Genomic DNA, 13305 nt, shown 5'->3' with positions numbered 1-13305 from the left:
CATGGGCGGGCAGATTCGCGACGCGTCGGGGCAGGATGCCGAGCGGTGCGCCGAGATCTTCTCGACCTACGTCACGGCGGGGACGTCGACGCTGGAGACCCATCCACCGACCCGGGCGGAGATGGCCGAGCGCATCTCAGCGGCCACGCGCGAGCATGCCTGGCTCGTGCTGGAGGACGAGGGCTACGTCGTCGGATTCGCGCAGGCGGGGCCCTATCGCGAAGGTCCGGCGCAACGCTACGCGTGCGAAGTCGCGATCTGGGTGGAGCCGGGGCGCCATGGCACGGGAGGAGCGAAGCGGCTCCACACCGCGCTGCTCTCCCGGCTCTCGAGGAAGGGGTTCACGCGCGCGTTCGCGTTCATCCCGCTGCCGAACGTTGCTGCCGTCGGTCTGCACGAGGCGCTGGGGTTCATCGAGGTGGGCGTCCACACGCAGGTGGGCTGGAAGCACGGCTCGTGGCGCGACGCGCTGTGGATGCAACGGGCGATCGGTCCCGTGGCCGTTCCTCCCGACGACTCAGCCTGAGAACCGACTTTGTGCCCCATTGGGACCGAACCGCGGGCGCCGAGCCTTCGCTGGAACGGTCCCAATGGGGCACAAAGTCGAAGGGGGCCGGCCTGCCCCTGGAACCGTGGGAGATTCACGCGAGGAGGCTTCGGACGGCCTTCTCGAGGGTGGCCTGGCGCGCGAGCGGAGACCGCCCCGACGCCTTGGGGACGGCGATCGTCTCGCCGCTCTCGTAGTGGTCGATGACTCTGGGGTCGACGTAGGAGTTGCGGGCGATGGTCGGGGTGTTGCCCAGGTAGTCGGCGACCTGCTCGATGGCGTCCTTGATCGCGCGGCGGCGTGAGGTCTGGGTGTCGCCTGGCTCCGGTGAGCTGGCGAGCGCCGCAGCGGCGTGGACGGTCGCGTGCCAGGTGCGGAAGTCCTTGGCCGTGATGTCGGCGTCGAACACGTCGGCGAGGTAGGCATTGACGTCGGCGGCCTCCAGGTCCGCCCAGCCCGAGTCTGTGCGATAGGCGAGGACCCGCTGTGAACCTGTGCGTCGCCGGCGCATCTCGGCGATCGCCGCAGCGACGTCCTTGTCGCGCACAGTCACTTGCTGGTCGAGTCCACCCTTGCCCTCGAAGTGGAAGCGCAGATCCTTGCCCACCGAGCGCACGTGCTGTCGCTCGAGCGTTGTGAGCCCGAAGGAGCCGTTGACGTCGGTGTAGACGTCGTTGCCGATCCTGAAATACCCGAGATCCAGCAGACGCACGGCGACAGCGCTGGCTCGGGCGGACGGCATACCGGATCGGTGCAGGTCGCGCGTCACGCGTCGACGCACCTTCGGGAACTGGGCGGCCGCATCGAGGATGCGGTCGAACTTCAACTCGTCCTGCTTGGCGCGCCAGTCCGGGTGGTAGAGGTACTGGCGACGGCCGGCGTCGTCGGTGCCGACGGCCTGGAGGTGACCGTTGGAAACCGGGCAGATCCACACGTCCTCCCAAGCAGGCGGGATCGCGAGGGAGCGGATGCGGTCGGCCTCCCGCTGCGGTAGTCGCTTGCCCGCGTCGTCGACGTAGGTGAAGCCCTTGCCGGCGCGGCGCCGCGTCCAGCCACGATCCTGCGGTGAGACCGTGCGCAGTCGGGTCATGCCCTCGATCGTCGCAGGTCAGCAGGGGTCAGCGGCCGCGGAGAGTTCACCAGTCATGGCCGTGGGTGATGAGGGCAGATTCCAACTCGAACCGCTGGCTGCGGGACAGGGTTCCGTGACCCTCGGGCACCGGGAGGTCCACGCTGCGGCAGTAGTCCCGGAGCACGAGGTCGTAGGCGAGGGTGCTGGCCGCCAGGCGCTCGGCCTTCCTCGGCTGGTTGCCCTCCTCGACGAGCCGAACGTGCTCGGCCATCCGGGCCAGCTCGAGGCCGAGCAGGACTGGCGGGAGCGGCTCCGCGGGCCGTCGCCGCCGGACGGCCGCGACCACCGCCGGAAGGGCAGACAGCAGCGCCAGCGCGACCATGCCGAGGGTGCTGTCCATCCTGCTCACCTCGGGACCATTTTCCGCCCCGAAGCGGCAGTCCACAATGGCCCGGTGCGGAGTCCCGCCCATGCTGGAGGGACGTGGATACTCGGGTTCATGACGACGGATCGCGCATCGGTCGAGACCTGGGTGGCCGACTACCTCGCCGCGTGGCGCACTGAGGGGACCGAGCGCTTGGCCGACCTGTTCACGCCGGACGCGACCTATTCACCGTCCCCTTGGGCCGCACCTCTCCATGGGTTGCCGGAGATCGAGCCATGGTGGGAGGCCGAGCGTGACGGTCCGGACGAGGCCTTCACGTTCACGCATGAGGTGGTGGCCCTCGACGGCGACACCGCCGTGCTGCGCGTCGATGTCGCCTACACGCACTCGAGGTGGCGCGACCTCTGGGTCGTGACGTTCACCCCGGACGGTCGAGCCGAGTTCTTCGAGGAGTGGCCCTTCGCGCCGGACCAGCCCGACGGGCACGGGTGACAGGCTGAACAAGAAGGCCCCGTGGCTCTCGGAGCCGAGTTCAGGCGCCCGTCGGACGATCCGATCGCGGACCGACCGGACCCACTGCGGAGGTCGCGCGCCGACTTCCGGCGAGCGTCTGGAAACTGCGGGCATAGGTCGGAACCAGGCCGGGCACGATGCGCGGATCAGGTCGGGCGCTGGTGGGCACCGGCGTGTGGTGGTAGTCGACCTGCACGCGCTCGGGCGTGACGTCGACGAGCGCGTAGCCATGACCGATGCCGTCGACGTAGCGGAGCCACGGGTTGAGCTGCTGGGCGGCACCGATGGCCTGACGGGTCGCCGCGGCGACGACCTCGGGCGGCTGTCCGGCGAGTTGCGGCATCCCGCCGAGGACCTCGAAGAAGCCGTCGCTACTGACGCTGGGGCAGGTGAACTCGACGCCGGCGGAGGTGTAGGACGGGCTGCCGGGTGAGGCGGCGACGGGCAGGTCGCAGGCGAAGGATGCGTGGATGTCGCCGGTCAGCACGACAAGGTCGCCGGCGACGGCGCTGGGTTGAGCGGCAGCGTGGGTCAACAGGTTCGTCCGGTCGGCGGTGTAGCCGTCCCACTGGTCGGCGTTGACGAACGTCAGACCGGGAGCGCCCAGGACAGCGCCCGGGTAGAGCACCGGCGAGACCATCACCTGGTTGCCGAAGAGGTGCCAGCGACGGCCCTGCTCGGCGATGCCGTCCTTCATCCAGTCGAGCTGCTCCGGCTCGGGCAGGTGACGCCCCGGATGCGCGAGGGCCCCGTCGATCGCTGGGTTGACGCCGATCGGCACGCGGCCTTCGAACGGCACTCCGGGCACAGTGATCGGGGCGCTGCGGTTCTGCCGGGTCTCGACGATCGACAGGTCGCCGAGGTCGCCGAAGGTGAACCGGCGGAAGAAGCGGGTCCCGCGGTGGGGCGTCGACTGCGACTGGTCGGGGAGTCGGAAGGGCATCCACTCGAGGTAGGCCTGCATGGCCTGGTCGCGGCGGGCGAGGTAGTCGCCCTCCGAGCCCTGGTGGTTGCCTGCGCCCGACGCCCACGCGTTGTTGGCGACCTCGTGGTCGTCGAAGATCGTGATCCAGGGGTGCTGGCGGTGCGCGGCCTGCAGGTCGGCGTCGGCCTTGTGCAGGGCGTGGCGCAGGCGATAGCCCTCGAGGTCGATGGTCTCGGTGGCGGGCTGGCTGTCACGCACGCCCACCAGCGAGTCCGGGCCGTAGCGGTCGGCTCCGTTGCCGTACTCGTAGAGGTAGTCGCCGACGTGCAGGACGAAGTCGAGGTCGTCGCGCTCCGCGATGGAGCGGTAGGCGTTGAAGAACCCGCCCGTGTAGTTGCTGCAGCTGACGAGGGCCATGCGCAGGGCATGCGTCTCACCCTCGATGTCGCCGGCGGTCTGGGTGCGCCCGATGGGGGAGAACTCGCCGAGGCTCTGGAAGCGGTAGTAGTAGCGGGTGTAGGCGTCGAGCCCTGCCACGTCGACCTTCACCGTGTGGTCGCTGGCCGCGCTCGTCATGACCATGCCGTGCGCCACGACCTGCGTGAACCGGGAGTTCCGAGACACCTGCCAGCGCACCGGGATCGACGCGCCGAGACCGCTGCCCGGTGCAGCGACGGGGTCGCCCTTGCGCCTCGGTGGTGGTGTCGCTCGGGTCCAGATCACCACGGCGTCTGCGGTCGGGTCGCCGCTGGCGACGCCATAGCCGAAGACGCCCTTCGCGGCTGGCGCGGCGGCAGCGGCCGGGTCGAACGCGCGGGGCACTGCGAGGGCTGCGGTCGCGGCGGCCACGCCCTTGAGAAGGCTGCGGCGGTCGACGGTCTGGGTCGTCATGGCTGGACGCTACGCCCGCAGTGCGGTGGCGCGGGCCCGTTCCGCGAGAACCCTCGACCTTCCCGACTCACGGCTTGGTGCCTGTGCCTGTGCCTGCCTCAGACTCTGCGGCCTCAACCAAGGGAAGCATCATGGCGGCGTCCTTGACCCCGGTGTTGCTCAGGGCCACCACGACCGACCCGCTGTCGGGCAGACAGCCTGCCGACGCGATGAAGCCGATGTCCGCCCCGAGGTGGCCGAACGAGGTGTACGGGTCGGCGATGGGGAACATCCCAAGTCCGTAGTCATCGACGAAGGTCGCCATCGTGGTCAGCGAGTCCTGGGAGACGAGCTTTCCTGAGCAGAGCGCCTGCCACCAATGCGCCAGCGACAGGGAGTTCGTGGCGAACTGGTTGTACCCCGTCGCGGAGGCGATCGAGGGGAGGTAGCCACCGCCCTTCTCCCACTCAGCTGGGGACATGGCGTTCGGGAGCGCCATGGGTGCCGACGGTCGCTCATCCGGTTGATAGACGAGCCGCTCGATCCCATCGATGTCGAGGACGCCGCCATCGCGCATGGCCTGGACCACCGTGCGGCCAGTGAGCTTCTCGATCACCTGCTGGAGCAACAGGTAGTTCGTGTCTGCATACTCGTGCGTCGTGCCCGCTGGCGTGCGCCCTGCTGGGACCTGGGCCAGCAGGTCGGAGGTGGTCCAGACTCGCTGTCGATCGCTCGCAACCAGCGGCTCGATTGCAGGCCAGTAGTCCGGGAGCCCGCTGCGCATCCCCATCAGCTGACGGATCGTCGCGTCGTTGGTGTCGAAGTTGAGGTCTGCCGGAAGGTATTTCTGCGCCGGATCATCGAGCCGCAACCTGCCGCCCTCGACCAGCTTCATCACCTGGGCGGCCTGCAGCGTCTTCGTGACGCTGGCGATGGCGAACTGATCGTTGACGCCAAGGGGCCGGCTGCTGTCCGCCTTGCCGACAGCTCCGCTCCACGTGCCAGCCGGCGACAACACTGTGGCTGACATGCCCGCCCCGCCGAGCCGTTGGCTCGCTTCGACGAGCGCTGCGCGCAACTCCTCGGCACGCTCCTGCGAGACAGGTTCCGCACTGATGTTGGCGAAGGCGTACACCGGGAAATCCGCGGCCTGCTGGCTCGATGATGCGGCGGGTGTTGCGCCGAGTGTTGAGGCACGATCGCTCGGCGTGCCCGGGCCACACGCGGTCACCAGAAGGATCAGGCTGACTACCAAAGGCCGCAGGTACGACGCGGCATACAGGTCCCGGATCTCGACGTCGCTCACGCGACACCTCCCTTCGTCCACAAGAACGACTCACGGGAGGTGCCTTCGGTTCCTCAAAGCAGGAACGATTTCGACCGGAGCACCGGCTCTGTCGCTTCCGGGCAGCGGAGCACGTTCGCCCCGAGCCCTCGCCGGGGAACCTCAAGGGGCGCTGTGCACTGCTTCGCTGGAGCGCAGCAGTGCACAGCGCGGCCACGACCCGAGGTGCGCCGGTGTGGCAACTCCTCGAGGGTCGGCGCCCTACTTCTTGACGTCGTAGCGGTCGAGGTCCATGACCTTGGCCCACGCGGCGACGAAGTCGTGGACGAACTTCTCACCGGCGTCGTCGGCGGCGTAGGCCTCAGCGACGGCGCGCAGCTCGGAGTTCGAGCCGAAGACGAGGTCGGCGCGCGTTCCCGTCCACTCCTGACCCGAAGCGCCACGACCCGTGTAGGTGTCGTCGCCAGCCGGCGTCCACGTCGTCCCCAAGTCGAGCAGGTTGACGAAGAAGTCGTTGGTCAGCTCTCCCGCGCGGTCCGTGAGGACACCGTGCTTCGTGTCGCCGGTGTTGGCGCCGATGGCCCGCAGGCCACCCACGAGGACGGTGAGCTCCGGAGCCGACAGCCCGAGGAGGTTGGCCTTGTCCAGGAGGAGGTACTCCGCCGGGAGGCGGTTGTCGGACCGGTCGTAGTTGCGGAACCCGTCGGCCTTCGGCTCGAGGAACGCGAACGACTCGACGTCCGTCTGCTCCTGGGTGGCGTCGCCGCGACCCGGGGTGAACGGAACCTCGACCTCGACACCGGCGGCGCGAGCAGCCTGCTCGACACCGACGTTGCCCGCAAGCACGACGACGTCCGCGAAGGACACGTTGTGGTCGGCCGCGATTGACTCGAGCTTGGGCAGCACCTCGGCGAGGGCAGCCGGCTCGTTGACCTCCCAGGACTTCTGCGGCTCCAGGCGGATGCGACCGCCGTTGGCGCCACCGCGCTTGTCCGACGTGCGGTGCGACGAAGCCGCGGCCCATGCCGTCTTGACGAGCTGCGACACCGACAGACCGGAGTCCGCCAGAGCGGCCTTGGCACCCGCGATGTCGTCAGCCGACGTCCCGAGCGAGTTCGCGGGGATCGGGTCCTGCCAGAGGAGCTCCTCCTGCGGGACCTCGGGGCCGAGGTAGCGGTCGACCGGACCCATGTCGCGGTGCGTCAGCTTGTACCAAGCCCGAGCGAACGCGTCGGCGAACACCTCGGGGTTCTCGTGGAAGCGCTTGGAGATAGGCCCATAGATCGGGTCCATGCGCAGCGAGAGGTCGGTCGTCAGCATCGTCGGGAGTCGCTTCGCGCCACCCTCGTTCGGAGCCGGGATCGTGGCCTCGGCGTCCTTGGCGACCCACTGGTGGGCGCCGGCCGGGGACGCCGACAGCTCCCACTCGTAGCCGAAGAGGTGGTCGAAGAAGCCGTTGCCCCACTGGGTCGGGGTCGACGTCCACGTGACCTCGATGCCGGACGTGATGGCGTCAGCGCCCTTGCCCGTGCCATGGCTGCTCAGCCAGCCGAGACCCTGCGCCTCGAGTGGCGCAGCCTCCGGCTCGGGGCCGACGACAGGGTCGGGGGACGCAGCGCCGTGGGTCTTGCCGAACGTGTGACCGCCAGCGATGAGGGCGACGGTCTCCTCGTCGTCCATCGCCATGCGCGCGAAGGTCTCGCGGATGTCGATGGCGGCGAGCAGCGGGTCGGGGTTGGCGTTGGGGCCTTCAGGGTTGACATAGATCAGGCCCATCTGGACCGCACCGAGGGGCTTCTCGAGGTCGCGCTCACCGGTGTAGCGCTCGTCGCCGAGCCACTCGGCCTCAGGACCCCAGTAGACGTCGTCGTCCGGCTCCCACGCGTCGACGCGGCCACCGGCGAAGCCGAAGGTCTTGAAGCCCATCGTCTCGAGCGCGACGTTGCCGGTGAGGATGATGAGGTCGGCCCAGGAGAGGTTCTGGCCGTACTTCTTCTTCACCGGCCACAGCAGGCGCCGGGCTTTGTCCAGGTTGCCGTTGTCGGGCCACGAGCTGAGCGGCGCGAAACGCTGCTGGCCGGTGCCACCGCCACCGCGGCCGTCCATCACGCGGTAGGTGCCGGCGCTGTGCCACGCCATGCGGATCATGAACGGGCCGTAGTGACCGAAGTCCGCGGGCCACCACTCCTGCGAGTTCGTGAGCACCTCGGCGATGTCCTGCTTCACGGCGGCGAGGTCGAGCGTCTCGAACGCCGCGGCGTAGTCGAAGTCCTCACCGAGCGGGTTGAGCACCGGCTGGTTCTTCGCGAGGATCTTGAGGTTGAGGCGGTTCGGCCACCACTGGCGGTTCGCGTCACCCTGCGTGGGGTGCGGCCGGCCATGGGGGACGGGGCAGCCACCGGCCTGTGGCTGGTCCTCGTTCATCTCCCTGACTTCGGCGTCGTCAGTCCTGTTGTCGTTGACGGTCATCGGCGTCCCTTCTCATCTTCTTCTGTGGTGGTGCTGGTGGTGGGTTCGGGGCTGGTGGATTCGGTTGCCGCAGAGCCGTTCTGGCAGTTCGCGCAGAAGCCCCAGTAGATGACCTCGGCCTCATCGACGGCGAAGTTCTCCATTCCAGTGGCATGGAGGCAAGGGGCCTTGCCGGTCGCACAGGCGACGTCGACGATGGAGCCGCACTGACGGCATACGGCGTGGTGGTGGTTGTCGCCCCGACGCAACTCGTAGCGCGCCACGGAGCCCATGGGCTGGATGCGGCGCACGAGCCCCGCGTTGGTGAGCGCGCTGAGGCAGTCATAGACCGCTTGGTGAGAAACCTGTGTATGCCGTCCGCGCACGTTCTCGATGACCGTCCCGGTGTCGGCGTGCGGGCTCTCGTGCAGGGCGTCGAGGACGGCCAGGCGGGGGCGGGTGACACGCAGGTTGGCGCCGCGGAGAAGTTGCTCGAAGTCGAGCTCCTCCAGGTGGCGGAGCGCGGTGTCGGTCACCGGTCCACCCTCTCCCCTTTTCTTGAACCTGTCAAGAAAACGCGTGGTGGACGCGTTGCATTCGACTTATTGCCCGTTCGGCCAGTGAGGAGGGCAGCGACGACTGGCCGAACGGGCAATAAGTCGGGGTCAACTCGTGGCAGGGGACAGGTGAAGGGCCCTCGGAAGTATGAGTTCCAAGGGCCCTTCGGGTGATCGGGTCGTGGTGACATCCCAATCGACATCTCGTCGTCTCCGGCCCCGAGTGCCACGTCACCTGGCTCTCGCAGCGGACGGATCCGCTGTGTGGACCCTCGTCTCCGAGTTGTCCCGCTCTCCCCGAGGGGAGTGCGTGGGTCATTTCTACGCCCGAATTGCGTTGCGCCACAAGGGGTTTGGCGAAAGTTTCTCGAGAACTTCGCTCATCCACAGGCAGGACGGGGGTTGTGCACCGAAACGTGGTGGTTGTCCACACGCGTTGTGCGTCTGTCCCCAGCTTGTCCCCATGGCCCTGTGGACAGACGCGCGGGGAGTGCTCCCCATCGCCGCACCTCGTGCGTTTCGTTAGGGTCGCTTCCGTGTCCGAACTCCCCACACGTCCCTTCGACGGTCGCGACAAGTGGGGACACGTGGCGATGTATGCCGCCATCGCGGCGATCGGGCTCCTGCTCGCCTGGGCCGCGTTCACCGTGGACAGCGAGAACACCTTCCTGCGCACGCTCGTGGCCTACACGCTCGTCGGCGTCGTCCTCACCCTCGCGCTGTCGGCCGCGGCCGCTGTGACGCGCCACCTGCCCACCCTGCGGGAGTCCACCTTCGAGGGGGAACCGGCCAGGGGCGTGCACGCGTGGAGTCCCGAGTGGTGGCACACGAACGCCGTGGACCTCGCACTGGCGGTGGGCGCCTTCACGCTGGCCTTCCTCGGCATCCGTCAGGGTCTCGACCTGCGCCTCCCGGGGATCATCGTCGGTGTGGTCGGACTGTGGTGGCTGGTCCGAGCCGCACTCAGCCTCACGAGTCGGCGCAACAACCACGGCTTCTGGCTCACCGCCGACGAGCTGGTTCTCGAGTCGGGCGAGGGCCGGGTGCGGTGCCCGCGCCACGAGGTCACGGCCGTGTCGACGCGCTCGACCTGGGGACTCGTCGTCGGGATGAAGGACGGCGTGAGCTTCGAACGGTGTCCGTGGCCGTGGCGTCGTCGATCGGCCTTGCTGGGCCGGCACCACGCCGTCGTGGACCTCACCATGACGGCGCACGACCTGGAGGACGTGGCGGCCTGGCTCTCGCACGAGCTGGGGCTCGACTCCCAGTCCGCGCGCAGCCCATTGTCCCGAACCTGATTCGTTGCAGAACCTGACTCGTGCTTGATCTGAGGAGGAGTGCAGTACCCATGAGCGATCGACCGCAGCCGCCAGTGGCGCCACCCGTTCCGCCGATGCCTCCCATGCCGGCATCGGCCCCGGCCCCGAGCGTGGCGGAGACGGCGGGTCGACCATCGGCCGCCGGGGAAGGGGAACAGACGCTGGAGGACTACCTCGCGAGCTTCCCTCCGGTCGTCTATGTCCCCACGACCGACGAGACCGACCCGACTCACCGCCGCGTCATCCTGCACTCCCTTGAGGACGGGCGCACCGCGCTCTTCGTGTACTCCGCGCCGGACCGGCTCAACGACTACTACCTGCCGGGCAACCCCTGGGTGTTGTGCGACGGCTCCGCGTTGCAGCGACTTCAGGAGGAGACGCCCTACGACCTGCTGTTCCTCGACCTGGACCCCGGCCTGCAGGACAGGGGTGAGTCTCATGGCTGACGTGGACGTCGACCTCAACGTGCTGGCCGACATCGCGAAGGGGCTGGACGACGGCGCCAAAGGGCTCGAGGACCTCTCCGGATCAGTGCCGGCGGGCATCGATGCCGGCCCGATGACTGCGGTCGTCGCGGCGATGCTGTCTCAGATCGTCACGAGCGCCGGCAACGTCTCGACCTCGAGCACGGCCGCGGCGGACCTCGTGCGAGAGAGTCGCCGCTACTACGCCCGGGACGACGCAGAGGCCTCCGCGACCCTGGAGGAGATCAACAAGATCATGAAGCCGAAGCCATGAGCGTAGACACCGAGATCAAGGGGAAGCCCGGCAACATCGAGTCGGCGGCGGCGTGGCTGCGCGACAAGCTGGAGGACGAGCTCAGCGACGCCGGCGACGAGTTCAACGAGGCGCGCAAGGACGGGCTCGCGACGTGGAACTGTGGAGCGGGGGACGCGTTCGGCGCGAAGATGAAGACCGCACGCGACAAGGCTGACGACCTGGCGAAGGCCGCCACCACCATGGCGACGGATCTCGACACCTTTGCCGGCGCCCTACGCACGTGCCAGAACGAGATGAGCACCTGTCGTTCGACGGCCAGGACGGACAAGCTGACCGTCACCAGCTTCATCATCGAGCACCCCGGGCCCGCTCCGACTCGGCCCCCGCAGGTCTTCACCGGGACGAAGGAGGAGGTCGCCGAGCACAACGCCAAGGTCACGGCCTACGACGACCACGTCCTCCTCCTGCAGGCCTACTACCGGGCCGAGACGGAGGCTGCGCGCATCGACCGCAAGTACGGCAAGGCCTGCCGTGACCTGCAGCAGAAGTACACCGTCGGCCAGCACGCCAGTTGGATCCTCACCCTCGGCGATCTCACGGGTGACGGTGTCCTGGCGGGAATGGCGGTGAGCGCCGGACTCAAGCACCGGTCCGCGCTGTTGAAGAAGGCCGACGACCTCGTCACCGAGGCCAAGAACGCGATCGATGACCTGCAGCGGAACCCGGATCGCTACATGAAGCGCAAGTGGATCTTCTTCAAGACTCTCGACGAGACCAAGCTCAATGCCGACAAGCTCGCGATCCAGGGCAAGCTCGACGAGGCCGAGGACCTGCTGAAGCAGGCCCGCAACGTTGACCATGCACCGACGGGCAAGCTGTCGAAGCTGCTCGGCATCGGCGGCAAGGTCCTCGGCCCGGTCGGGATTGGCCTCGGTGTCTACAACGACTACCAGGAGGGTGAATCCACGACGCAGATCGTCGTGTCGCAGGGTGGCAGCCTCCTCGTGGGCGCGGGGACAGGCATGGCCGTCGGCGCCGCCGTGGGCTCCGTCGTGCCGGTTGCGGGCACGGCCGTGGGAGCGGTGGTCGGCGGCATCGTGGGCGGTGGCATGGCCATCTTCAGCGACGGAGCGATCGACTCGTTCTTCGAGAACGGGCCGGACGTGGGCAAGGCAGCCGAGGAGGGCTGGAACTCGATCAAGGACACCGGCGGCGCCATCGCGAGCGGGGTCAAGGGCCTGTTCGACTAGCCCGCGGACGGCTCGGTTCAGGTGGCTGGCGTGATCGTTCCGCTGACCTGGCCGAGGCCGACGCGGGTGCCATCCGGGCCGGGAGCCCACGCGGTCATCGTCACCGTGTCGCCGTCCTCGAGGAAGCCGCGCGTCGAGCCGTCGTCGAGCGTCAGCGGCTCGGTGCCACTCCACGAAAGCTCGAGAAGGCTTCCGCGAGTGGGCTTCTCGGCGCCGCTGATCGTGCCGGACCCGAAGAGGTCGCCGTTGCGCAGGCTCGCACCGTTGACCGTCATGTGGGCGAGCATCTGGGCGGGCGACCAATACATGTCGCGGTTCTCGGGGCGGGAGATCACGGTGCCGTTGAGGCTGACCTCGACATGGATGTCGAGGCCGAACGCGGCACCGACACCGTCACCCTCGCCGCCGCGGAGGTAGTCGAGGACCTCAGGGTCGCCCTCCTCCCGCGGAAGTGCGACGCGGGCCGAGTCGAACGCGGCCAGGGGCGTGACCCACGCGCTGATCGAGGTGCCGAAGGACTTGCCGAGGAAGGGCCCGAGCGGGACGTACTCCCACGCCTGGATGTCACGAGCGCTCCAGTCGTTGAGGATGACGACGCCGAAGATGTGCTGGGCGGCCTCGTCGACGCTGACCCGGGAACCCATGGTCGTGGCACCGCCGACGACGTAGCCGAGCTCGGCCTCGATGTCGAGGCGGATGCTCGGGCCGAAGGTGGGGGCCGGGTCGGCCGGGGCCTTGCGCTGGCCCGTCGGGCGGGTGATGTCGGTGCCGTCGACGACGACCGTGCCGGCGCGACCGTGGTAGCCGATGGGGAGGTGCTTCCAGTTCGGCGGCAGCGCGGCGTTGTCGGGGCGGAAGATCTTGCCGACGTTGCTGGCGTGGTGAGCGCTGGCATAGAAGTCGACGTAGTCCGCAACCTCGATGGGGAGGTGCAGCGTGACGTCCTCGAGCGAGTGACGGTGTGCCGCAAGTGCATCCACACCCGCACCCGCACCCGCACCCTCGCCGGCGACCCCGTCAGGCTGTACCGAACTCACCCAATTGGACGGTATTGCACGCCTGTCGTCGGCGCCTTCGACCGCAGCGCCCAGCGTTTCGGTGAGCCAGGCGCGGGCGTCGGCCCAGACCTCGTGCCCGAGCGCGAGGAACGCGTTGAGGCTCGGCGTCGCCCACGCGGCGGCGAGGTCCTCGCGACCCGCGGCTCCCGCAAGGGTCGACACGTCGATGACGTCATCACCGAGGCGCACGCCGACGCGGGGCGCATTCGCATCGGTCGAGAAGACGCCGAACGCGAGGGTCTGGGGGCCGAAGGGGTGGTCAGCACTGACGAGGTCTCTTGACACGAATCCGACCGTACAGCATCGTATTTATAGGAGTACAGATCTGTCCGATTATCGTTCACATGGTCGATCTC

General features: G+C 68.5%; 13 protein-coding genes. 6 read left to right on the top strand and 7 right to left on the bottom strand.

Going from position 1 to position 13305, the window contains the following annotated elements:
- Nucleotide 1 precedes the first annotated feature (1 nt).
- Entirely contained in the window at nt 2-526 is a 525-nt protein-coding gene (locus tag N802_RS16060) for a GNAT family N-acetyltransferase (RefSeq protein ID WP_035918184.1), read from the top strand.
- Between the two features lie 115 nt (nt 527-641).
- Here N802_RS16060 and N802_RS16055 read toward each other — a convergent pair whose 3' ends face one another.
- The gene (locus tag N802_RS16055) at nt 642-1637 is read right to left on the bottom strand and encodes a DNA topoisomerase IB (protein ID WP_035918182.1); all 996 of its coding nucleotides are present in this window, start codon (nt 1635-1637) and stop codon (nt 642-644) included.
- A gap of 46 nt (nt 1638-1683) precedes the next feature.
- Nucleotides 1684-2019, bottom strand: a complete 336-nt coding sequence (locus tag N802_RS16050) for a P-loop NTPase family protein (RefSeq protein WP_035918181.1) — start codon at nt 2017-2019, stop codon at nt 1684-1686.
- A 99-nt stretch (nt 2020-2118) separates the two neighbouring features.
- On the opposite strand from N802_RS16050, the gene N802_RS16045 reads away from it, so the two are divergent.
- Nucleotides 2119-2496, top strand: coding sequence for a YybH family protein (locus N802_RS16045; RefSeq protein ID WP_035918179.1), 378 nt, complete (start codon nt 2119-2121; stop codon nt 2494-2496).
- Nucleotides 2497-2536: 40 nt separating this feature from the next.
- On the opposite strand, the gene N802_RS16040 is transcribed toward N802_RS16045, so the two are convergent.
- From N802_RS16040 to N802_RS16025, 4 genes are all read right to left on the bottom strand, one after another.
- Nucleotides 2537-4333, bottom strand: coding sequence for an alkaline phosphatase D family protein (locus tag N802_RS16040; protein WP_035918177.1), 1797 nt, complete (start codon nt 4331-4333; stop codon nt 2537-2539).
- 67 nt (nt 4334-4400) lie between these two features.
- A complete protein-coding gene (locus tag N802_RS19670; protein ID WP_156971465.1) occupies nt 4401-5618 on the bottom strand; it encodes a serine hydrolase domain-containing protein in 1218 nt (405 codons plus the stop codon).
- A 240-nt stretch (nt 5619-5858) separates the two neighbouring features.
- Nucleotides 5859-8066, bottom strand: coding sequence for a catalase/peroxidase HPI (gene katG / locus N802_RS16030; RefSeq protein ID WP_035918174.1), 2208 nt, complete (start codon nt 8064-8066; stop codon nt 5859-5861).
- Nucleotides 8063-8581: a Fur family transcriptional regulator gene (locus N802_RS16025; RefSeq protein WP_425402490.1), complete on the bottom strand. Its 519-nt coding sequence runs from the start codon at nt 8579-8581 to the stop codon at nt 8063-8065. The genes katG and N802_RS16025 overlap by 4 nt, the downstream gene beginning before the upstream one ends.
- 557 nt (nt 8582-9138) lie before the next feature.
- Here N802_RS16025 and N802_RS16020 point away from each other — a divergent pair.
- From N802_RS16020 to N802_RS16005, 4 genes are read left to right on the top strand one after another with little or no spacing between them, the layout of a single operon-like run.
- Nucleotides 9139-9900: a hypothetical protein gene (locus tag N802_RS16020; protein ID WP_035918172.1), complete on the top strand. Its 762-nt coding sequence runs from the start codon at nt 9139-9141 to the stop codon at nt 9898-9900.
- 50 nt (nt 9901-9950) lie between these two features.
- On the top strand, nt 9951-10367 hold the full coding sequence (locus N802_RS16015; protein WP_156971464.1) for an SAV_915 family protein: 417 nt from the start codon (nt 9951-9953) through the stop codon (nt 10365-10367).
- Nucleotides 10360-10659, top strand: a complete 300-nt coding sequence (locus N802_RS16010; protein WP_035918170.1) for a hypothetical protein — start codon at nt 10360-10362, stop codon at nt 10657-10659. Before N802_RS16015 ends, N802_RS16010 begins: the two co-directional genes overlap by 8 nt.
- Nucleotides 10656-11891, top strand: coding sequence for a hypothetical protein (locus tag N802_RS16005; protein ID WP_035918166.1), 1236 nt, complete (start codon nt 10656-10658; stop codon nt 11889-11891). Before N802_RS16010 ends, N802_RS16005 begins: the two co-directional genes overlap by 4 nt.
- A gap of 17 nt (nt 11892-11908) precedes the next feature.
- Here the strand turns inward: N802_RS16005 and fahA are convergent, their stop codons facing one another.
- A complete protein-coding gene (fahA, locus tag N802_RS16000) occupies nt 11909-13234 on the bottom strand; it encodes a fumarylacetoacetase (RefSeq protein WP_035918164.1) in 1326 nt (441 codons plus the stop codon).
- Between the last annotated feature and the right edge of the window lie 71 nt (nt 13235-13305).

Origin of the sequence: Knoellia sinensis KCTC 19936 (assembly GCF_000768705.1) — a bacterium.
In the GTDB taxonomy this organism is placed as follows: domain Bacteria; phylum Actinomycetota; class Actinomycetes; order Actinomycetales; family Dermatophilaceae; genus Knoellia; species Knoellia sinensis.
The sequence above is the reverse complement of the archived record's forward strand: the minus strand, read 5'-3'. Positions and strand labels throughout refer to the sequence as shown.